At 73.3% G+C, this 20,985-nt stretch carries 20 protein-coding genes; 10 read left to right on the top strand and 10 right to left on the bottom strand.

The window, feature by feature from the left end; all coding sequences use genetic code 11:
• The first annotated feature begins 58 nt into the window (after window positions 1–58).
• From JOD66_RS18720 to JOD66_RS18705, 4 genes are all read left to right on the top strand, one after another.
• On the top strand, window positions 59–1,261 hold the full coding sequence (locus JOD66_RS18720) for a pyridoxal phosphate-dependent aminotransferase (RefSeq protein ID WP_204838336.1): 1,203 nt from the start codon (window positions 59–61) through the stop codon (window positions 1,259–1,261).
• Between the two features lie 262 nt (window positions 1,262–1,523).
• On the top strand, window positions 1,524–1,937 hold the full coding sequence (locus JOD66_RS18715; protein ID WP_204838335.1) for a YciI family protein: 414 nt from the start codon (window positions 1,524–1,526) through the stop codon (window positions 1,935–1,937).
• Window positions 1,934–3,100, top strand: a complete 1,167-nt coding sequence (locus JOD66_RS18710; protein WP_204838334.1) for an RNA polymerase sigma factor — start codon at window positions 1,934–1,936, stop codon at window positions 3,098–3,100. Before JOD66_RS18715 ends, JOD66_RS18710 begins: the two co-directional genes overlap by 4 nt.
• 79 nt (window positions 3,101–3,179) lie before the next feature.
• Window positions 3,180–4,004, top strand: a complete 825-nt coding sequence (locus JOD66_RS18705; protein ID WP_204838333.1) for a hypothetical protein — start codon at window positions 3,180–3,182, stop codon at window positions 4,002–4,004.
• A 50-nt stretch (window positions 4,005–4,054) separates the two neighbouring features.
• On the opposite strand, the gene JOD66_RS18700 is transcribed toward JOD66_RS18705, so the two are convergent.
• Genes JOD66_RS18700 through mshA form a run of 3 tightly spaced genes read right to left on the bottom strand, consistent with a single transcriptional unit; the run spans window position 4,055 to window position 6,638 of the window.
• Complete coding sequence (locus JOD66_RS18700) at window positions 4,055–4,885, bottom strand: isocitrate lyase/PEP mutase family protein (RefSeq protein WP_204838332.1); 831 nt, start codon at window positions 4,883–4,885, stop codon at window positions 4,055–4,057.
• Window positions 4,882–5,361 carry a type III secretion system chaperone family protein gene (locus tag JOD66_RS18695; RefSeq protein WP_204838331.1) on the bottom strand — a complete coding sequence of 160 codons (480 nt, stop codon included), beginning with the start codon at window positions 5,359–5,361 and terminating at the stop codon, window positions 4,882–4,884. Before JOD66_RS18695 ends, JOD66_RS18700 begins: the two co-directional genes overlap by 4 nt.
• On the bottom strand, window positions 5,358–6,638 hold the full coding sequence (gene mshA, locus JOD66_RS18690; protein ID WP_204838330.1) for a D-inositol-3-phosphate glycosyltransferase: 1,281 nt from the start codon (window positions 6,636–6,638) through the stop codon (window positions 5,358–5,360). The genes JOD66_RS18695 and mshA overlap by 4 nt, the downstream gene beginning before the upstream one ends.
• 89 nt (window positions 6,639–6,727) lie before the next feature.
• Between mshA and JOD66_RS18685 the strand changes: the two genes are divergently transcribed.
• A complete protein-coding gene (locus tag JOD66_RS18685) occupies window positions 6,728–7,477 on the top strand; it encodes an SDR family NAD(P)-dependent oxidoreductase (RefSeq protein ID WP_204838329.1) in 750 nt (249 codons plus the stop codon).
• Here the strand turns inward: JOD66_RS18685 and JOD66_RS18680 are convergent.
• On the bottom strand, window positions 7,464–8,537 hold the full coding sequence (locus JOD66_RS18680) for a nucleotidyltransferase family protein (protein ID WP_204838328.1): 1,074 nt from the start codon (window positions 8,535–8,537) through the stop codon (window positions 7,464–7,466). The genes JOD66_RS18685 and JOD66_RS18680 overlap by 14 nt on opposite strands.
• A 294-nt stretch (window positions 8,538–8,831) precedes the next feature.
• Here JOD66_RS18680 and JOD66_RS28560 point away from each other — a divergent pair, with 294 nt between their 5' ends.
• Genes JOD66_RS28560 through JOD66_RS18665 form a run of 3 tightly spaced genes read left to right on the top strand, consistent with a single transcriptional unit; the run spans window position 8,832 to window position 10,504 of the window.
• A complete protein-coding gene (locus tag JOD66_RS28560) occupies window positions 8,832–9,263 on the top strand; it encodes a lasso peptide biosynthesis B2 protein (protein ID WP_275580072.1) in 432 nt (143 codons plus the stop codon).
• A gap of 7 nt (window positions 9,264–9,270) precedes the next feature.
• Window positions 9,271–10,257: a phosphoenolpyruvate carboxykinase (ATP) gene (locus JOD66_RS18670; RefSeq protein WP_204838326.1), complete on the top strand. Its 987-nt coding sequence runs from the start codon at window positions 9,271–9,273 to the stop codon at window positions 10,255–10,257.
• The gene (locus tag JOD66_RS18665; protein ID WP_204838325.1) at window positions 10,250–10,504 is read left to right on the top strand and encodes a PqqD family protein; all 255 of its coding nucleotides are present in this window, start codon (window positions 10,250–10,252) and stop codon (window positions 10,502–10,504) included. Before JOD66_RS18670 ends, JOD66_RS18665 begins: the two co-directional genes overlap by 8 nt.
• Window positions 10,505–10,625: 121 nt before the next feature.
• Here the strand turns inward: JOD66_RS18665 and JOD66_RS18660 are convergent, their stop codons facing one another.
• Window positions 10,626–11,315, bottom strand: a complete 690-nt coding sequence (locus JOD66_RS18660; protein WP_204838324.1) for an aspartate/glutamate racemase family protein — start codon at window positions 11,313–11,315, stop codon at window positions 10,626–10,628.
• A gap of 66 nt (window positions 11,316–11,381) precedes the next feature.
• Between JOD66_RS18660 and typA the strand changes: the two genes are divergently transcribed.
• Window positions 11,382–13,286: a translational GTPase TypA gene (typA, locus tag JOD66_RS18655; RefSeq protein WP_204838323.1), complete on the top strand. Its 1,905-nt coding sequence runs from the start codon at window positions 11,382–11,384 to the stop codon at window positions 13,284–13,286.
• Between the two features lie 264 nt (window positions 13,287–13,550).
• Here typA and JOD66_RS18650 read toward each other — a convergent pair whose 3' ends face one another.
• The 4 genes from JOD66_RS18650 to JOD66_RS18635 all read right to left on the bottom strand — a co-directional run bounded on the left by JOD66_RS18650 (window position 13,551) and on the right by JOD66_RS18635 (window position 17,723).
• On the bottom strand, window positions 13,551–14,768 hold the full coding sequence (locus JOD66_RS18650; protein ID WP_204838322.1) for an acetyl-CoA C-acetyltransferase: 1,218 nt from the start codon (window positions 14,766–14,768) through the stop codon (window positions 13,551–13,553).
• Between the two features lie 26 nt (window positions 14,769–14,794).
• Window positions 14,795–15,532, bottom strand: coding sequence for an SDR family oxidoreductase (locus JOD66_RS18645; protein ID WP_239545328.1), 738 nt, complete (start codon window positions 15,530–15,532; stop codon window positions 14,795–14,797).
• 74 nt (window positions 15,533–15,606) lie between these two features.
• On the bottom strand, window positions 15,607–17,094 hold the full coding sequence (locus JOD66_RS18640) for a DUF6297 family protein (RefSeq protein ID WP_204838320.1): 1,488 nt from the start codon (window positions 17,092–17,094) through the stop codon (window positions 15,607–15,609).
• Window positions 17,091–17,723: an ABC transporter ATP-binding protein gene (locus JOD66_RS18635; protein WP_307823602.1), complete on the bottom strand. Its 633-nt coding sequence runs from the start codon at window positions 17,721–17,723 to the stop codon at window positions 17,091–17,093. The genes JOD66_RS18640 and JOD66_RS18635 overlap by 4 nt, the downstream gene beginning before the upstream one ends.
• A 239-nt stretch (window positions 17,724–17,962) precedes the next feature.
• On the opposite strand from JOD66_RS18635, the gene JOD66_RS18630 reads away from it, so the two are divergent.
• On the top strand, window positions 17,963–19,567 hold the full coding sequence (locus JOD66_RS18630) for an ABC-F family ATP-binding cassette domain-containing protein (RefSeq protein WP_204838319.1): 1,605 nt from the start codon (window positions 17,963–17,965) through the stop codon (window positions 19,565–19,567).
• 59 nt (window positions 19,568–19,626) lie between these two features.
• Here the strand turns inward: JOD66_RS18630 and JOD66_RS18625 are convergent, their stop codons facing one another.
• Entirely contained in the window at window positions 19,627–20,958 is a 1,332-nt protein-coding gene (locus JOD66_RS18625; protein ID WP_239546532.1) for a phospholipase D-like domain-containing protein, read from the bottom strand.
• Window positions 20,959–20,985 lie beyond the last annotated feature (27 nt).

The following is a 20,985-nucleotide window of genomic DNA, read 5'->3' as shown; positions in this document are numbered from 1 at the left end:
ATCCGGCGAATGTGAACCGATGGTTCATTTTTTTCGCAGCAGCCCCTAGGCTGCCGCCATGAGCCTGGAGCGCCCCCGGATCTCCGCCCGCGTCCGCGCCATCGCGGAGTCCGCCACCCTCAAGGTCGACGCCCGGGCCAAGGCCCTGCGCGCCGAGGGCCGACCGGTCATCGGCTTCGGCGCCGGCGAGCCGGACTTCCCGACGCCCGCCCCGATCGTCGGGGCCGCCGTGGCCGCCTGCCGGGACCCGCGCTTCCACCGCTACACGCCGGCGAGCGGGCTCCCCGAGCTCAAGGACGCGATCGTGCGCAAGACGCTGCGCGACTCGGCGTACGAGATCGACGCGAGCCAGGTCCTGGTCACCAACGGCGGCAAGCACGCCGTGTACGGCGCCTTCGCCACCCTGCTCGACCCGGGCGACGAGGTGCTGCTGCCCACGCCGTACTGGACGACCTACCCCGAGGCGATCCGGCTCGCCGGCGGCGTCCCGGTGGAGGTGTTCGCCGACGAGACCCAGGACTTCAAGGTCACCGTCGAGCAGCTCGAGCGCGCCCGGACCGAGCGCACCAAGGCGCTGCTGCTCACCTCGCCGTCCAACCCGACGGGAGCGGTCTTCACCGTCGAGGAGCTCACCGCCATCGGCGCCTGGGCCGTCGAGCACGGCCTGTGGGTGGTGACCGACGAGATCTACGAGCACCTCGTGTACGACGACCTGCCCACCGCCTCCCTGCCCGTCCTGTGCCCCGAGCTGCGCGAGCGCTGCATCGTGGTCAACGGCGTCGCGAAGACCTACGCGATGACCGGCTGGCGGGTCGGCTGGATCGTCGGCCCCCGCGACATCGTCGCCGCGGCGGCCAACCTCCAGTCCCACGCGACCTCGAACGTCGGCAACGTCAGCCAGGTCGCCGCCGCGGCGGCGCTCGACGGCGGGCTGGAGGCCGTCGAGGAGATGAAGGCCGCCTTCGCACGCCGGCGCCGGGCCATCGTCGACCTGCTCAACGAGGTGCCCGGCATCGTGTGCCCCGAGCCGCAGGGCGCGTTCTACGCCTTCCCGTCGGTCCAGGGCCTGCTGGGGCGCACCCACGGCGGCGTGGAGATCGCGACCTCCTCCGAGCTCGCCTCCTACATCCTCGACCACGCCGACGTCGCCGTCGTCCCCGGCGAGGCCTTCGGGGCGCCCGGCTACCTGCGGCTCTCCTACGCGCTCGGCGACGACGCGCTGCACGAGGGGATCACCCGGATCCAGAAGCTCTTCGCGTAGGGCGTGTCTCCCGAGTCCGCGCCGTCGCGAGCGGCGTTTCCGGCCGATCTGACAAGGCGGCGGAGCGATGTCGTGCCGGGTCGCCCTTCGAGCGACGCCAACGCAGCCAGATCGAGTCGGAAACGTCGCGCAGCAGGCGGGGACTTGGGAGACACGCCCTGGGAGTTCCTTCTTTCTCCTCGGCCGATGTCGAGAAGCCGCCGGCGGCTCCGTCCCAGGAGTGAAGGCGGCAAGATGGCCGTCTCGGACGAAGGAGACCACCATGGCGAAGTACCTCTTGCTCAAGCACTACCGCGGCGACCACGCGATCGCCAAGGACGATCTCGCCCCGATGGACCAGTGGACGCCGGAGGAGGTCACCGCCCACATCGCGTTCATGCGGCTGGTCGCCGACGAGCTGCGCGAGCGCGGCGAGTTCGTGGACGAGCAGGCGTTGTCCCCCGAGGGCACCTTCGTCAGGTACGACGGTGAGGGCCGCCCGCCGGTCACCGACGGCCCGTTCGCGGAGACCAAGGACCTGATCGCGGGCTGGATGGTCATCGACGTCGACAGCCAGGAGCGGGCCTACGAGGCCGCCGCGCGGCTCTCGTCGGCGCCCGGCCCCGGCGGGAGGCCGATCCACGAGTGGATCGAGGTCCGCCCGTTCTACGGCGAGCCGCCGGTCGTCACCGAATGACCGAGGGACCGGGCCTGGGCGAGCTGCTGCGCGACCTCACGCCCCAGGTCCTCGGCATCCTCGTCCGCCGCGGAGCCGACTTCGCGGCGGCCGAGGACGCCGTCCAGGAGGCGCTGATCGAGGCGCTGGAGCACTGGCCGGCGGACCGCCCCGAGACCTGGCCGACCAGCCCGCGCGGCTGGCTGGTGACGGTGGCGGGACGCAAGCTGATCGATGCCCAGCGCTCGGCGTACGCCCGCGAGCGGCGCGAGCTACGGGTCCACCTCGAGCCGGAGCCGGGCCCCTCCGAGCAGGCCGACGACACTTTGCTCCTGCTCAGCCGGTGCTGCCATCCCGCGCTCACGCCGGCGTCGGCGATCGCGCTCACCCTGCGCGCGGTCGGCGGGCTGACCACCGCGCAGATCGCGCAGGCGTTCCTGGTGCCGGAGCCGACCATGGCGCAGCGGATCAGCCGGGCCAAGCGCACCGTCAGCGGTGAGCGCTTCGACCGGCCGGGCGAGGTCGGCGCGGTGCTGCGGGTGCTCTACCTGATCTTCAACGAGGGCTTCAGCGGCACCGTCGACCTCGCCGAGGAGGCGATCCGGCTGACCCGGCAGCTCGCGGGCGCCACCGACGACCCCGAGGTCGACGGCCTGCTCGCGCTGATGCTGCTGCATCACGCGCGACGCCGGGCCCGGCGTACCTCCACGGGGGTGGTGGTGCCGCTCGCCGAGCAGGACCGCTCGCTGTGGGACACCGCGATGATCTCCGAGGGCGTGGCGGTGCTGCAGGCCGCGCTGGCCCGCGACGCGCTGGGCGAGTACCAGGCGCAGGCCGCGATCGCCGCGCTCCACGACGACGCCGCGAGCGCCGAGGAGACCGACTGGCCCCAGGTCCTGGAGTGGTACGACGAGCTGCTGCGCCTGGCGCCGAGCCCCGTGGTCGCGCTCAACCGCGCCGTCGCGGTCGGCGAGGTCGACGGACCGCTCGCCGGCCTGCGCCAGGTCGAGGGGCTGCCGGCCGACCTGCCCCGCCGCGACGCCGTGGCCGCCTGGCTGCACGAGCGGGCCGGCGACCGCGCCGAGGCGGCCCGGCTGTACCGGCTCGCCGCCGAGCGGGCGAGCAATGTCGCCGAGCGCGACCACCTCACCCGTCAGGCGAGCCGGCTGCACGCGGGCGGGTAGCCGGAACTCGGCGTATCAGGGCCAGGGGTCCGCGGGTCTGGAGGAGGTCAGCACCACCCCCCTCGGAAAGGTTCCAGCCATGCGCCGACTCGCGCTGATGACCGCAGGCGTCATCTCCCTCGGAGGCCTCGCCGGCCTCGCCACCAGCACGCCCGCCCAAGCGGCCGTGCGCACCGTCACCCACCCGCCGGCGATCGTCGTGCCCGACGTCTCGAGCACGAGCGCCACGGTGGACGTCGCCAACCTGCCCGGCCGGGTCACCGACGTCGACGTGGTCCTCACCAACGTGTCCCACACCTTCCCCGACGACCTCGACATCTTCCTGCGGGCGCCCGGGTCGACCCAGGTGGTCCGACTGATGTCGGACGTGTGCGGCAGCGCCGACCTGGTGGGCGTCACGTTCACCATCGACGACGACGCCGGCACCACCCTGCCCGACAACGGGCCCTGCCCGAGCGGCTCCTACCGGCCGAGCGACACCGGCACGGCCGAGGTGCCCCCGCCCGGGACCACCCTCGCCGACAGCCTCGCCGCCTTCGACGGCATCGACCCCAACGGGACCTGGACGCTGATCGCGAGCGACGACCTCGCCGGCGACACCGGGCAGCTCGCGGGCGGCTTCTCCCTGACCGTCACGACCGACGACGCCCCCGGCGTCACGACCATCACCAGCCGGCCGAAGAAGTCGACCAAGGCCCGCAAGGCGACGATCGGGTTCACCGCCGACAAGGCGCACGTGACCTTCCAGTGCAAGGTCGACGCCAAGGAGTGGAAGGCGTGCAACTCGCCGCTCACGCTCAGGCACCTCAAGCCCGGCAAGCACAAGGTCCGGGTGCGCTCGGTCGGCGAGTCCGGCCAGTTCGAGGCCACGCCGGCCCTGGTGAAGTGGCGGGTCCGCCGCTGAGCCTGGCTCCAGGCTCACCAGGCCGGCCCTCCGGGGACACCGGAGGCGGGTCAGCCCGGCTGGCCCGCCTCCGGGCGGTCACCGAACAGGGCGTTGAGGTCGGCCCCCGCGGCCACCCGGCCGTAGCCGTCGAACCGGCCCTCGGCCAGCGCGGCCGCGGCCTCCTGGAAGCCGCCCCAGGCGGCCCGGGCGAGCGCGCCGCCCACGCTCACCCGGCGTACGCCGAGCGCGGCGAGGTCGGCGAGGGTCCGCTCGCTGCGTCCTCCGACGAGCACGTTGACCGGCGTCGGCCCGGCCGCCTCCACGATCGCCCGGATCGCGACGGGGTCGTCGACGCCGGGGGCGTACAGGCAGTCGGCGCCGGCGGCCGCGAAGGCGCGCATCCGGGTCAGGACGTCGGCCAGGTCGGGACTGCCGTTGACGAAGCCGTCGGCCCGGCCGACGAGGAGCACGTCGTGCCCGCTCGCGTCGATCGCCTCCCGCGCGGCGCGCAGCCGCTCGACGGCGACCTCGAGGTCCAGGGTGACCCCGTCGGTGGCGTCCTCGATCGAGAGGCCCGCCACGCCGGTCCGCACCGCCAGGGACACGCTCTCGGCGACCTGGTCCGCGGTGGCGCCGTAGCCGTCCTCGAAGTCGGCGTTCACCGGCAGGGTGGTGGCGGCGACGATGTCGGCCAGATGGTCCAGCGCCTCGTCGCGGGTCGCGGAGCCGTCGGGACGACCGCGGCTCCACGCCGCCCCCGAGCTGGTGGTGGCCAGCGCCGCGAAGCCGAGGTGCTCGAGATAGCGGGCCGAGCCGCGGTCCCACGGGTTCGGCAGCACGAAGCAGCCCCGCTCGTGGAGGGCGCGGAAGGCGGCCCGGCGCTCCGCGAGGTCGCTCACCGCTCGAGCCACCCGCGGAAGGCCTCCAGGTTGGCGGTCGACTCCCCGCGCTCGATCCGCCACGCCCACTCCTTGCGGATGGACGACTCGAAGCCGAGCTCGAGGATGGTGTTGAACGCCTCGTCGGCATAGGTCAGCACCGAGCCGAGCAGGCGGTCCAGGTCGTCGGAGGTCACCGACGACAGCGGCAGCCGGGCGTCGAGGTAGATGTCGCCGTGGTGGTCGAGGCCGAAGGCGACGGCGTACATCCGCAGGTTGCGCTCGAGCAGCCAGCGGTAGACCCGCTCGAACTCCTCATCGGGGCGGCGGCACACGAACGCGTGCACGCCGAGCGCGTGCGGCCCCACGTCCAGCCGGACCGGGGTCTGCAGCTTGCGCTCACCCGGGAGCGAGAAGCTGAAGGTGCCGTCCTCGGACTCCTCGAACTCGATCTCGTTGTCGACCAGCCAGGTGCGTACGACGTCCACCGGGTTCATCCGACGCGGGCCTCCTGCCGCAGGAGCGCATGGGCACGCTCGTAGACCTCCACCGTACGGGCGGCCGTCGCCTCCCAGGAGAACTGGCGCGCCTGCTCGAGGGCGCCGGCCGCGAGCCGCTCGCGGTACGCCGGGTCGAGGACCACCCGCTCCAGCGCGAGCGCCCAGTCGTGGGGCTCGTGGGTGTCGACGAGCAGCCCGCTGCGACCGTCGCGGACCACGGTCGTGAGGCCGCCGACGGCCGCGGCGACGACCGGCGCACCACTGGCCTGCGCCTCGGCGGCGACCAGGCCGAAGGACTCGTTGTAGGAGGGCACGGCGACCAGGGTGGAGGCGGCGTACCAGCCCGCGAGCTCGTCCTGCGGCACCGGCGGCACGAACCGGACCACGTCGTCGATGCGCAGCTCGGCGGCCAGGTTGGCGAGCGCGGTCGGGCGCTCCAGGCCGCTGCCGGACGGCCCACCGACCACCGGCACGACCAGCCGCGAGCGGAGCTCGGGGCGCAGCACGAGCAGCTCCGCGACGGCGCGGAGCAGGACGTCGGGCGCCTTGAGCGGCTGGATCCGGCCGGCGAAGAGCAGCACGAGGGCGTCCTCGGCGAGGTCGCGGCGGCGGCGCTCGCGGGCCTGCTCGGCCGGCGTACGGGCGCGGAAGACGTCGGTGTCGACGCCGGGGTGGACCACCTCGACCCGGCCCGGGTCGGCGTCGTAGAGGTTGATCAGCTGCTTGGCCTCGAGGTCGGTGTTGGCGATCAGCACGTCGGCCGCCTCGACCACCTGCTCCTCGCCGATCACCCGGGCCTGCGGCTCCGGGGTGTCCCCGGCGGCCAGCGCCTCGTTCTTGACCTTGGCCATGGTGTGCATGGAGTGGACCAGCGGGACGCCCCAGCGGTCGCGGGCCAGCGCGCCCACCTGCCCGGAGAGCCAGTAGTGGGAGTGGACGACGTCGAAGTGGCCGGCGGGGTGCGCGGCCTCGGCCCGCAGCACCTCGCGGGCGAACACGCACAGCTGACCGGGGAGCTGCTCCTTGGTGAGCCCCTCGAACGGTCCGGCGTGGACATGGTGGACGGTGACCCCGTCGCGCACCCGGACCACCGGGTCGAGGCGCGAGCTGGTCGCCCGGGTGAAGATGTCGACGGCGGTGCCCTGGTCGGCCAGGCGCCGTGCGAGCTCGACGACGTAGACGTTCATCCCGCCCGCGTCGCCCGTACCGGGCTGGTCGAGCGGCGAGGTGTGCAGGCTGATCATCGCGACCCGGCCGATCGCCGACTCCCCCATCACGCCTCCCGCTGTCTGCCGCCTGTTCCTGGTCAGTCGGTCAACCCTTTCAGTGTGCCCGGCATTCCCGGTCGGACAGGATGGGGGTCATGAACACGCGCATCGCCGTCGTCACCGGCGCCTCCAGCGGCATCGGGGCCGCCACCGCCCGCCACCTCGCCCGCGCCGGCTTCGAGGTCGTCTGCGCGGCCCGCCGCACCGACCGGATCGAGGCGGTGGCCGCCGAGATCGGGGGCCGGGCCGTGGCCTGCGACGTGACCTCGCCCGAGTCGGTCGCCGCGCTCGCCGCGGAGGTGGGGCCGCGGCTCGACGTCCTGGTCAACAACGCGGGCGGCGCCTTCGGCCTGGCCCCGGTCGCGGAGGCCGACGCCGACGACTGGCGCCGGATGTTCGACGTCAACGTGCTCGGGCTGATGCAGGTCACGAAGGCGCTGCTGCCGGCGCTGGTGGCCAGCGGCGACGGGGTGATCGTCAACCTGGGCTCGACCGCCGGCCGGGTCGCCTACGAGGGCGGCGCCGGCTACACCGCCGCCAAGCACGGCACCAAGGTGGTCACCGAGACGCTGCGCCTCGAGCTGTTCGACCAGCCGGTGCGGGTCTGCGAGGTGGCGCCCGGGATGGTGCGCACCGACGAGTTCGCGCTGGTCCGCTTCGAGGGCGACCAGGCGCGCGCGGACGCGGTCTACGCCGGCGTCCCTGAGCCGCTCGTCGCCGACGACATCGCCGACGCGATCACCTGGGTCGCCACCCGGCCCGCCCACGTCAACATCGACGAGCTGGTCATCAAGCCGCGCGCCCAGGCCGCGCAGCACAAGGTGCACCGGGTCAGCGCCGACTGACCAGCCGGCGGGTGCGCAGCGCGAAGGCGCGCGGCAGCCCGCCCCAGGCGGTGGCGGAGCGCACGGGCAGCGCCGCGTGCGCCGGCAGGACCAGGGTCATGGCCAGCTGCTGGACGTCGCGCGGGCCCCGGACCGCGGCCATCCCGTTGCGCACCTCGCGGGCGGCGTGCGCCCCACCGAAGATCGCGACCGGCACCTCGTGGTCGGCGCGGGCGCGCGCGAGGACGGCGTCGGGGATCCGGTCGAGCGCCGCCCGTACGCCGGCCGGCACCGTCGCCGGCAGGCCGACCGTCGCGCGGGCCACGGCGAGCGAGACCAGCGCGGGCGCCGGCAGGTCCTGGTCGAGGACGGCCGGGTCGCGGGCCAGCCGCCGCAGGTCGACCAGGGTCCGCAGCCAGATCCAGCCCTCGCGGTGGCCGGCCAGGTGCCGGAAGGCGTCCGCGGGCGCCAGCGTCGGGATCGGGGTGGTGCCGACGGTGACGCTCGTGCTCCGGGCGAGCAGGGCGGTGGTCTCCGGCTGCGCGCCCGGCATCGCGTCGAGGCGCCAGTGCAGGTCGACGTCGGCTCCGGCGCCCAGGTAGGTGAGGCTGTGGCCCCAGCGCTGCACGTGCCGCCAGGCCCACATGTCCGGCTCGATCCGGCCCCGCTCGTGCAGCGCCCAGCCGGCGCCGGTCAGCAGCCGGTGCGCCGTGGCAGCCGCCTCGGGCCGCACCAGCAGGTCCACGTCGCCCGCGCCCCGCGCGTCGGGCCGCCCCGTCGTCAGCAGCGCGAGGGGGATCCCCTTGAACACCAGCGCCTCGATGCCGGCGGCGTCGAGGAGCCGCCAGGCGCGCACCGTCTCCAGGGAGTGCACCAACCGCCGCTGCCGGGAGCCCGCCACCATCGCGTCCAGCACCCGCACCACCTCGTCGGGCAGGCCCAGCTCGGGCGCGTGGGCACCGAGCAGCTCGGGGACCCGGTGCCGTCGTACGGCCTCGATCAGGTCGCGGGGCGGCACGTCGCCGAGCGGGACCGGCTCGACGGTGCGCCCCTCCTCGGCATCGAGAGCACTGCTCACCATGCGGCAGAGCAGATCGAGAGCAGTGTTCACCCGGTGAGCGTGGCACGCGCCCGGCGCCGCCCGCGGAGGAACGGAACGGGCCGGAAGGTTAAAACTTCAGCAAAGCGAGCACGGAGGCGTGTCCTGCGGGAGGACAGTTGCGTTGCACCGCTGACGGAGTACTCCCTCCCTCCGTCCTGCACCCCTTGGAGCTCACATGAAGCCGACCTACGCCGCACCCGTCCTGGAGACCCTGAGCGTCACGGCGACCCAGGGCATCGACATCGACATCGACATCACCCTCGGGCTCGGCAGCTGACCCTTCGTCTCGCTGCCGCCACGGCGCTCGCGTGGTGCCTGCTGGGCATCACGCGGCTGCTGACGGTCGTCCTGCCGTTCGGTGCCGTACGTCGCCTCCTCGGCGAGTCCGTCGTACCGGACGCGGCAGGGCCCCCGGCGCCTCCGGACGCGTCCGCACGAGACGTCGCGCGCGCCCGGGCGGTCGGGCGGGCGGTGCGGTACGCCGCGACGCGGACGCCGTGGACGTCCGACTGCTACCCGCAGGCCCTGACCGCGCGCATCCTGCTGCGCGGCGCACGGGTGCCGCACTCCGTGGTGTTCGGGGTGCTGCGCGACCCGGCCGGCGCCCTGCTCGCGCACGCCTGGGTCACCGTCGGCCCGGTCACCGTCACCGGCGGCTCGGTGCGCGAGTGGACCCCCGTCGGCAGCTTCAGCTGGCGCCCCTGACCTCCCGATGACCATGCACTCCGGCTACGGACTCCTCATCGACAGCGAGCTCCCGCTGCCCGACCTGGCGCCGGCGCCCGCCGCCCCCGCGCGGCCCGACGTCGTCGTCCGGCTCGGCGCGGTCGCGCCACCCTCGGCGGACGCCGTGCTGCTGCCCCGCGGGCTGTGGCTCGACGGCGAGCGGATCGGGATCGACGTACCGGAGGTCGGGCGGTACGCCTGCGCCGGCGGCTCCCGGATCACCGTCGCCGCGGCGCCCGGCGCCACGCCGGAGGCGCTCCGCCTGTTCCTGCTCGGCTCCGCGCTGGGCTGCCTGCTGGCCCAGCGCGGCCTGCTGGTGCTGCACGGCAACGCCTTCGTCGTCGACGGCGGCTGCGCGATCGTCCTCGGCCACTCCGGCGCCGGCAAGTCGACCCTGGCCGCCGAGATGCACCGTCGGGGCCAGCTCGTCCTCAGCGACGACGTCGTCCCCGTCGACGCCACCGCTCACGCCCTCCCCGGCTGGCCCCGGATCAAGCTCTGGCAGGACGCGCTCGACCGCCTCGGCCGCGACTCGGCCGGCCTGGCCCGGGTCGACGGGCGCTTCGACAAGTTCCACGTCCCACTGGATCGCTCCGGGTCCGTGGCGCCGGTGCCCGTCCGCTGGATCTACGTCCTGGACCGGCACCACGGCCCGCTGCGCGTCGTACCGGTGACGGGGGCGGCGGCCTTCGCGAGCCTGCACGAGCACACCTACCGCAACGAGATCCTGGTCGGCGACCTGCGGCGTACCCATCTCGCCCGCGGCGCCGACCTGCTCCGCACCGCCCGCCTCGCCCGGCTCGACCGCCCGACCGGCGTCGACTCGGTGGCGGCGTCCGCCGACGCGATCCTGGCCGACATCGCGGCCACCCCCACTCCCATCCCCATCCCCCAGGCGCCCTCGGGTCGGCGCGCGATCCGAGAGGAGCAGCAGCATGCAGCGAGCAGACCGACCCGAAAGGTGGGTGCGTGACCCCGGCCTCCATGCCGTGGAGATGGGCGAGGAGTTCGTGATGATGGGCGTCGACCAGGGCGAGTACTACGCCGTCAAGGGCGTCGCCGCCACCCTGTGGCGCCATCTCGCCGAGCCGCGCGACCTCGGCGAGCTGTGCGCGCTGGTGGCCGAGGAGTACGACATCACCGCCGAGCTGTGCCGCGACGACATCGTGGCCTTCCTCGAGCAGCTGCGCAGCCGGCGGATGGTGCGCGCGGCGTCGTAGTCCCCGTCACTCCTGGCTCACCCGTCGCACTGGGCGGGCATTTCTTGCACTTGTCGGGCGTTGCAACGGCCGACAAGCGACGGAATCGCCGGTCGACCGGCGATTCCTGCGGCCCCGAACCTCAGGCCAGCGCCCGGTCCAACGCCGCCGTGACATGCAACGTCGTGCACGGGAAGACCGGAATCTCCGAGTCGGCCTGCCGGATCAGCAGCTCCAGCTCGGAGCAGCCGAGGATCACCCCGCCGGCGCCGGCGTCCCACGCCTCGCTGATCATGCCGACCACGGCGCGGCGGGAGTCGTCGACGACCTTGCCGTGCACCAGCTCGTCGTAGATGATCCGGTTCAGCTCGTCGTGGTGGGTCACCTCGGGGACGAGCACCGACAGCCCGTGGCTGGCGATCCGGTCGGTGAAGAAGGTGCGCGACATCGCGAACTTGGTGCCGAGCAGGGCCACGCTCTCGACGCCCTCGGCCTTGCATGCCTCGGCCACGACGTCGCCGAGGTGGAGCAGCGGGATCGAGACGGCGTCCTGGACCTGCTCGGCGACCCGGTGGAAGGTGGTGGTGCAGAGCATCAGGAAGTCGGCGCCGGCGCGCTCGACCGACTCGGCGGCGGCGCGCAGGATGGCGGCGACGCCGTCCCAGTCCTCGTCCTCCTGGAGCCGGGTCACCTCGGCGAAGTCGACCGACGCCATCACGCTCTGGGCGGAGTGGAGGCCACCGAGACGCTCCTCGACACCGCGGTTCAGCGCTTCGTAGTACGCCGCGCTGCTCTCCCAGGACATGCCGCCGACGAGGCCGATGGTCTGCATGGGGGGAGTCTAGGGTGCAGCCGAGGATGCGAGCAGGAAGGTCCGACGCAAGTAGGCTGAACCCTCGTGTCCCAGACTCGTCGTACCGATCTCCGCAACGTCGCCATCGTCGCCCACGTCGACCACGGCAAGACGACCCTCGTCGACGCGATGCTGCACCAGGCCGGTGCCTTCAGCGCGCACCAGGCCGAGGGCGTCGCCGAGCGCGTGATGGACTCCGGTGATCTCGAGCGCGAGAAGGGCATCACCATCCTCGCGAAGAACACCGCGGTCCACTACCGCGGCCCCTCCGCCCAGGAGATGGCCGACGGTGACATGGTCATCAACATCATCGACACCCCGGGCCACGCCGACTTCGGTGGCGAGGTCGAGCGCGGCCTGTCGATGGTCGACGGCATCGTGCTGCTGGTCGACGCGTCCGAGGGCCCGCTCCCCCAGACCCGCTTCGTGCTGCGCAAGGCGCTCAACGCCGACATGCCGGTGATCCTCGTGGTCAACAAGACCGACCGCGGCGACGCCCGGATCGACGAGGTCGTCGACGAGACCTACGAGCTGTTCATGGACCTGCTCGACGACTCCCACTCGCAGGACGCCCTCGACTTCCCGGTCGTCTACGCCTCCGGCAAGGCCGGCATCGCCTCGCTGACCAAGCCCGAGAACGGCACCCTGCCCGAGGGCAGCGACCTGGAGCCGCTCTTCCGCACCATCCTGGAGACCATCCCCGCGCCGGAGTACGACGACGAGGCCCCGCTCCAGGCCCACGTCACCAACCTCGACGCCTCGCCGTTCCTCGGTCGCCTGGCGCTGCTGCGGATCAAGCAGGGCACGCTCAAGAAGGGCCAGAACGTCGCGTGGATCAACCGCGACGGCGTGGCCAAGAACGTCAAGATCACCGAGCTCCTCATCACCGAGGGCCTCGAGCGCAAGCCCGGCGAGTCCGCGGGCCCCGGCGACATCGTCGCCGTCGCCGGCATCCCCGACATCACCATCGGCGAGACCCTGGCCGACCCGGAGAACCCGGTCGCGCTGCCGCTGATCCACGTCGACGAGCCGGCCATCTCGATGACCATCGGCACCAACACCTCCCCGCTGGTCGGCAAGGGCGGCAAGGGCCACAAGGTCACCGCCCGCCTGGTCAAGGACCGTCTCGACTCCGAGCTGGTCGGCAACGTCTCGCTCCGCGTCCTCCCCACCGAGCGTCCCGATGCGTGGGAGGTCCAGGGCCGCGGCGAGCTGGCGCTGGCGATCCTGGTCGAGCAGATGCGCCGCGAGGGCTACGAGCTCACCGTCGGCAAGCCGCAGGTCGTCACCCGGGAGATCGACGGCAAGCTGCACGAGCCCTTCGAGCGGCTCACCATCGACGCCCCCGAGGAGTTCCTCGGCACCATTACCGAGCTCCTCGCCAACCGCAAGGGCCGGATGGAGGGGATGACCAACCACGGCACCGGCTGGGTCCGGATGGAGTTCATCGTCCCCGCCCGCGGCCTGATCGGCTTCCGCACCGACTTCCTCACCGAGACCCGCGGCACCGGCATCGCCCACTCCATCTCCGAGGGCTACTTCCCGTGGGCCGGCGAGATCCGCAGCCGCCAGTCCGGCTCGCTGGTGGCCGACCGCGCCGGCGCGGCGACGGCGTACGCCATGACCTCGCTGCAGGAGCGCGGCGTGCTCTTCGTCGAGCCGTCGACCGAGGTCTACGAGGGCATGATCGTCGGCGAGAACTCCCGCGCCGACGACATGGACGTCAACATCACCAAGGAGAAGCAGCAGACCAACATCCGGTCCGCCACCTCCGACAACTTCGAGAAGCTCATCCCGCCGAAGAAGCTCTCCCTGGAGCAGTGCCTGGAGTTCTGCCGCGAGGACGAGTGCGTCGAGATCACGCCCGAGACGGTCCGCATCCGCAAGGTCAACCTCGACGCCAACGAGCGCGCCAAGGCCGCCAGCCGCGCCAAGAAGGCCAACCGGTAGCACCCGCGCCGTCGTACGGCGGCGAGAACGTTCCAGACCCCGCCTCGGGTTGCCCGGGGCGGGGTCTGGCGTTCGCGGTGGCGCGGGCCGACGCGCGGGGTCGCGCGGGCCGGCGTTCCGGGGGCGGGCGCTGGGCTGTAACACGCTGTCCACCCGACTACCCGCCACTTCTCAGCAGCAGGTACGGCGTGTCGCCGGCGTATCGTGCTGACAACCGCCGCCCAGACGGGCGGACAACGTGTTACAGCTCCCCGGAGCCGCCGGTCAGCTGAGCCGCTCGAGCACCATCGCCATGCCCTGGCCGCCGGCGGCGCACATGGTCTCCAGTCCGAACTGCGCGTCGCGCTCCTGCAGGCCGTGGATCAGCGTGGTGGCCATTCGGGCGCCGGTGGAGCCGAACGGGTGGCCGAGCGCGATCGCGCCGCCGTTGACGTTGACCCGGTCCAGGTCGAGGCCGAGCTGGTCGATGCAGGGCAGCACCTGGGCGGCGAAGGCCTCGTTCATCTCGACCAGGTCGACGTCGCCGACGGACAGCCCGGCGCGCGCGATCGCCTGGCGGCTGGCCTCGACCGGGCCGAGGCCCATGATCTCGGGGCTGAGCGCCGAGACGCCGGTCGACACGACCCGGGCGAGCGGGGTGATGCCGAGCTCGGCGGCGCGGGTGTCGCTCATGATGACGAGCGCCGCGGCGCCGTCGTTGAGCGGGCAGCAGTTGGCGGCGGTGACGGTGCCCTCGGGGTGGAAGACGGGCGCCATCGAGGCGACCTTCTCCAGCGTCACTCCCGCGCGCGGGCCGTCGTCGGAGTCGACTACGGTGCCGTCGGCGAGGGTGACCGGCGTGATGTCGGTCTTCCAGAAGCCGCGCTGGGCCGCGGCCTCGGCGAGGTTCTGGCTGCGGACGGCGTACTCGTCCTGCGCCTCGCGAGAGACGTCGCAGTAGCGGGCGACGTTCTCGGCGGTCTCGCCCATGGCGATGTAGACGTCGGGGAGCTCGCCGAGCGAGCGCGGGTCCACCCAGGGCTCGCGGGCCAGGGCCTTGGCGGCGGCGCGCTCGGCGGCCGCGGCGTACAGCGGGTTGCGGGTGTCGGGCATGCCGTCGGCCTTGCCGAGCTGGAAGCGGGAGACGGTCTCGACCCCGGCCGCGACGAAGACGTCGCCTTCGCCGGCCCGGATCGCGTGCAGCGCCATCCGGGTGGCCTGCAGGGAGGACGCGCAGTAGCGGTGCACCGTCGTGCCCGGGACGCCGTCGAGGCCCAGGCGCAGCGCCACCATCCGGCCGATGTTGTAGCCCTGCTCGCCCGCGGGCTGCGCGCAGCCCATCATCAGGTCCTCGACGAGCGTCCGGTCCAGCTCGGGTACGGCGGACAGCGCCGCGTCGACCATCTGGGCGGCCAGGTCGTCGGGGCGCATCTCGCGCAGCGAGCCCTTGTAGGCGCGGCCGATCGGCGAGCGGGCGGCGGAGACGATGACTGCTTCGGGCACGGAGGACTCCTGCTGGGTGGGTGGGATCAGGCGTTGGGCGTGTGCTGGAGGAAGGCGGGCCACTCGCCGCCGCCGTCGACGTTGAGGACGGCGCCGGTGATGTGGCTGGCCAGCGGCGAGGACAGGAAGACGCAGGCCTGCCCGACCTCGAGCGGCGTGGCGAAGACGCCCCGCGGGATGGTGGCGGCGACCCGCGCGAACTGCTCGGCGTCGCCGTAGTGGTCCGCCGAGCCGGGCGTCTCGACCAGGCCGCAGCTGACCGCGTTGACCCGGACCTCCGGCGCCCACTCGACGCCGAGGCTGGCGGTCAGGCTCTCCAGCGCGGCCTTGGCGGCGCCGTAGACGGCGGTGCCGGGGCTGGCGCGCCGGGCCGAGATCGAGGTGATGTTGACCAGCGAGCCGCCGGTCTCCTTCAGGTGCGGGCGCACCGCGAGGGCGACATAGGCCGCGGACATGAAGTTGAGGTCGTTGATCTTCGCGTGGAAGCGGGCCGACGCCGAGTCGAACTGCGCGAACGGCGAGCCACCGGCGTTGTTGACCGCGACGTCGATCCGCTCGCGCCGGCGTACGACGTCGTCGACCCAGGCCGCGACCTGGTCGGCCTCTCGCACGTCGACCGGCGTGAAGTGCACGCCGTCGCGCACGGACTCCGGCGTGCTGCGACCGCAGATCTCCACCGAGGCGCCGGCCTCGAGGTAGGCCCGCACGATGCCGTCGCCCACACCCCGGCCGCCTCCGGTCACGAGGACCACCTGACCGGTCATGTCGATGCTGTACGCCACGGAATCCCTTTCGTCGTCCTCCGAACGAGGATCATAAGGGAAGAACCAAGCAAGTGCTAGGTTGCCCCTCGCGAGCACAGGTAGCCGATGACGCCGACCGACACCGCCAGCGAGACCGTCGCTCCCCCGCCGGTCGGGGCGAACAGCATCGGCAGCGCGGTCAGCACGGCGATGTCGAAGCCCCGCAGCACGCTGCCGTAGAGGTTGGTCGGTACGCCGCCCGCCGGCGTCGAGACCAGCGGCCGGCCGTAGTCGGGCGGACGGCCGGTCACCCAGCGCACGCCGGCCGCCAGCCCGGCGACGCCCGACGCGACGCCCAGCAGGGCGAGGTCGCTCGCGGGAGCCGTCAGCGTGCGATGCAGCGCGGGGGCGCTGAGCAGGCCGTGGACCACCAGCAGCGCCCCCGGTACGACGACCGCCGCCGCCCGCGTGGGCCCCAGCGGGGTCGGGAACATCCGCGACATGCCCGCGGACCTGGTCAGCACCCGCAGCGCGACCAGGAAGGGCACGACGAGCACGAAGCACACCAGCACCTCGACGAGCACCACCACGACCCGGCCGCCGACCGTGGCGACGGCGTACGGAACGAGGAGGGAGCCCGCCAACAGCACGAGTCGGCCGGGCTGCCGGCGCAGCCGGACCAGGTCCCGCCAGGCCAGGGCGGCCAGGCCGGCCGGACCACCGCGCCGGGGCCGCAGCGCGCCGCGCCGGCTGCTGGCGTGGGCGACGAGGACGTCGAACATCAGCGCCAGGTCGAGCGTCGCCAGCGCGCCGCCCAGGCCGGGCACGAGCACGCCGCCCGGAGCCACGTCGCGCCGGCGCAGGCGGGCGGTGAGCACCCGGGCCCGCACCAGCCCGACCAGCACGCCCACCCAGACCAGTCCGGTCGCCACCAGCCCCGCCCAGCGCACCGCCGGCGACACCGAGACCACCGGCGCGCGCGACGCCGCGATCGTGGCCAGCCCCACCCCGACCGCGAGCAGGCTGACCGGCCCGAGCAGCAGCGCCGGGTGCCGCGACCGAGCAGCTGCTTGGGCAGCGGTCAGCGCCCCCACGCCGTACGACGCCAGCCCGGCCGCGCCCACCGTGAACACCACCAGCGGGGCGACGCCGAAGCCGGCCAGGGTCGCCGCGCCGGCGGCGACGGGAGCGACCAGTGCCGCCGCGAGCAGCGCGGTGCCGCGGGCGCGGCCGCGGAGCAGGTCGCCGCGGTCGACCGGGCTCGGCAGCAACCACGCGGCGACGCCGGGGCCGACCGCCACCGGACCGACCATCCGGGCGAGCGACCAGAGCAGCGCGAGCAGGGTGCCGACGACCAGCCACGGCAGTAGCGAGCGCGCCGCGGCGCAGTCGGAGGCGACGCAGGCGCGGTCGCCGACGTCGGAGAGGTTGACCAGGACGCTGACCAGCATCGAGCCGAGCATGAGCACCGCGAAGACGCCGATGTACAGGTCCTGCAGTGCCTCGCCGAGCGAGAGGGTGCGCCGGCTGCGCCGCCAGAAGCGGATGTCGGCGCGCAGCTCGCCCGCCTCGGTCCTCCTCACGGGCGCGCCAGGCTGACCACGTCGTCGGCGACCGCGTCCACGAGCGCCGGCGCATGGCTGGCCAGCACGATCGCCAGCCCCGACGCCTTCTCGGCGACCAGGCGCTCGGCCAACCAGGCCAGCCCCTCCTGGTCGAGCCGCTGCTCCGGCTCGTCGAGGACCAGCAGGCGGCGCGGCCGGACGAACGCACTGGCCAGTGCGAGCCGGCGCCGCTGGCCCGAGGAGAGCGAGGTCGGCAGCAGCCCGGACTGCGCGGTCAGCCCGACCTCCTCCAGCACGTCGTCGACGACGGTGTCGGCGTCCGGCGTCCGGTGCGCGCGGGCGAACAGGTCGAGGTGCTCCACGACGGTGAGGTCGGGGAAGAAGTCGAGGTCGTCCATGACCACCGCCATCGCGGCGCGGATGGTCGCCGACCGCTCGTCCAACGTCTCCCCCAGCACCTCCACGGTGCCGGCATCGGCCTGGTCCGCACCCGTGATGCAGCGCAGCGCGGTCGACTTGCCCGATCCGTTGGGCCCGACGAGCACCGCCGCCCGCCCGGGGGCCAGCTCGAGGTCGAAGTCCGCGAGGACCTGGTGGTCGCCGTACGAGCGGGCCAGGCCGCGTACCGAGAGGACTGCTTCGCTCACCCGCTCAGGATGGCAGGCGCGGCCTGACCTACCCTGGTGGAGTGCTGATCGAGGTCGACAGACGCTAGCCGCCCGGACCGGGCGGCGGATCCGTGGCCGGCGCCCCCGCTGGAGGCGTGGCCGCTGCCTGCCCGCGCACCGGTCCGGCCCCGACGTCATCCTCATCGGCCCGACGACGCCGCGCGCCGCCACGTGCGAGCGACGCCGTACGTCGGGCGTCCTCACGAACGGACTCAGCCATGTCCCCTGTCATCACCCTGCGCGACGTCACCTTCGAGTGGCCGGACGGAACGGTCGCGCTCTCCCACCTCGACGGCTCCCTGAACGCCGGGCGCACCGGCCTGGTCGGGCGCAACGGCGCCGGGAAGTCGACCCTGCTGCGCCTGGTCGCCGGGCTGCTGCGGCCCACGTCCGGCCAGATCACCACCGCCGGCGACGTCGGCTACCTGCCCCAGACCCTGACCCTCCAGGCCGCCACGACGATCGCCGACCTGCTCGGCATCCGCGACGTGGTCGACGCCATCGACGCGATCGAGCGGGGCGAGGTCGACCAGCGACACTTCGAGACGATCGGCGACGACTGGGACATCGAGTCCCGCGCCGCCGAGCTCCTCGACCAGATCGGCTTCGGAGCCCAGGATCTCGGGCGCCGGGTCGCCGAGCTGTCGGGCGGCGAGGCGATGCTCATCGCGATCACCGGCATGCGGGTGCGCCGCACGCCGATCACCCTGCTCGACGAGCCGACGAACAACCTCGACCGCCCGACCCGGGCCCGGCTGGCGGAGTTCGTCGACCAGTGGCCCGGCACGCTCGTGATCGTCAGCCACGACCTCGACCTGCTGGGGCACGTCGACCACACGGCGGAGCTCCACGGCGGCGAGCTGTCGACCTACGGTGGCCCGTACAGCTCCTGGCGCGCGCACGTCGAGCGGGAGCAGGCGGCGGCCCAGCAGGCGGCCCGGTCCGCGCAGCAGGCGCTGAAGGTCGAGCGCAGGCAGCGGGCCGAGGCGGAGACCAAGCTGGCGCGTCGCGAGCGCACCGCCCGCAAGACCCAGAAGGACGGCGGCATTCCGCGGATCCTGGCCGGCAACCGGGCCAGCAAGGCCCAGAACGCGGCCGGCTCGCTGCGCTCGACCCTCGACGACAAGGTGCTCGCCGCCCAGGCCGCCGTCGACTCCGCCGACGCCCGGGTCCGCAGGGAGGAGCACATCAGCCTGGCGCTGCCCGACCCCGCGGTCCCCCGCAGCCGGCGCCTGCTCGAGCTGAGCCAGGAGGGCCGCACGCTCGTGGTCCAGGGCCCCGAGCGGGTGGCGCTCGTCGGGCCGAACGGTGCCGGCAAGTCGACCCTGCTGGCGCATCTCGTCCACGGCCGATCCCCCGCGCCCGGCGCACCCACCGGCCGGGTCCTGACCGACCGGGTCGGCTTCCTGCCCCAGCGCCTGGACGGGCTCGACGAGGACGCGGACGCGGTCGCGAACGTACGCCGGGTCGCACCGGGCGCGGCGGACGGCGCGATCCGCAACCAGCTGGGGCGGATGCTGCTACGCGGCTCGAGCGTCGACCGGCCGGTCGGCTCGCTGTCCGGCGGCGAGCGGTTCCGCGTGTCGCTGGCGACCCTGCTGCTCGCCGAGCCGCCCGCCGAGCTGCTGATCCTCGACGAGCCGACCAACAACCTCGACGTGGCCAGCGTGGCGCAGCTGACCGAGGCGCTCTCCGGCTACCGAGGAGCGCTGCTGGTCGTGAGTCACGACCATCGGTTCCTCGACAGCCTCGGCCTGGACCAGGTGCTGGCCCTCGACGCATCCGGCCGGCTCTCCCGGCAGGCGTCCCTCGACGGCCGCTGACGCACCACGCCCCGCGCACCGGAGGGTGCGCGGGGCGTGGCCTCGCCTGGGTGATCCGCTCAGTCGAGCTCGGCCTCGAGCTCGTGGAAGGGATAGTCCTTCGGGCCGAGGTAGCCCTGGTCGTGGTAGCGGTCGGGCCGCGGGTCCGGGTCCGGGTCGGCGGAGTTGACGTAGTTGCTCAGGGTGCGCGGCGCCTCGCGGTAGATCAGGTCGACGTGCGCGACGTACTTCGCGGTCATGGCGGCGTCGTCGCGGATGATGATGTTCTCCTCGTCGGAGTGCCAGCCGAGCTGGGTCCAGTTCTCGCTGCTCGACAGCACGACGTTGCCGTCGGTGCGGCCGTCGACGTTGCCCTGGACGGCGAGGCCCTTCATGTGGACGTAGCGGTCCTTGAACTTGTTGGCCGTCAGCCCGGTGATGTAGACCATCTGCTTGGCGCGCATCCCCTTGAGGATGCCGCGGATGTGGCGCTGCATCATCATGAAGACGATCTCGACGTCGCAGCCCTGGCGGTCGAGCTGACGGGCCTTCCGCGCGATCCGGGCGCCCCGCGCCTCGCCCCAGACCGCGTTCGCGATGCGGACCTTGGTGCGGCCGCTGGCGGTGTTGGTGGCACCGAGGCACTGCACCTTGTTGAGCACGCTCAGCGCCGGGTCGACCTCCCGCTTGTGGGGGGCGAACATCGTGGTGATGTTGCCGGTGGTGAACCTCAGCGCCGGGAAGTTGCGGTCCTGGGTCGCCTGGTCCCACATGTGCATCCAGCCGTCGTAGAGCGCCTGGTTCTCGGTGACCGTGGTCCAGTCGTTGAACTGCTGGACGGCGGCCGCGCCGGTGAAGTTGCCGGAGCCCTGCATCACGATCCAGTTGCTCGCGCCCGAGTGGTCGACCAGCATCAGCTTGGAGTGCATCGAGCCCTTCTTGCCGCGGCAGGTCTGCTTGCACGTGCGGATCCAGCTCTTCAGCTCCGCCGGCCGGTCCGCGTCGCCGCGGGCGAAGGCGCGCATCATCATCGGGTACGAGCGGGCCAGGTTGCCGCCCTGGGAGCGGGCCAGCCCGCGAGACATGATGATCTGCACCGAGACGCCGCGCTCGTGGGCGGCGATGAACTTGCGCGCGAGGTACGGCGAGTCGAAGTTCCAGGTGATCACCCGGACCCGACCCCCGGCCGGGACGTTCTTGAGCGTCTTGACGATCTTGCGGTGGATCTTGCCCCGCTGCCCGTCGCGGAACGGGTGGTTGAAGGTGATGCCGGGCTTGACGACGTACGCCGGGTTCGGCTTGTTCGCGGCCGGGAGCCGGACGACCGCCGGGGTCGTGGGTGCGGCCTGGGCCGGGGCGAGGGTGCCGTGCCCGGCGACGAGCAGGGTCACCGCGACGAGCAGCGCCGACATCGACGCCACCAGCCTTCGGCCTCGTCT

This window comes from Nocardioides nitrophenolicus, from assembly GCF_016907515.1.
In the GTDB taxonomy this organism is placed as follows: domain Bacteria; phylum Actinomycetota; class Actinomycetes; order Propionibacteriales; family Nocardioidaceae; genus Nocardioides; species Nocardioides nitrophenolicus.
This window is presented reverse-complemented; position numbering and strand designations above follow the sequence as displayed.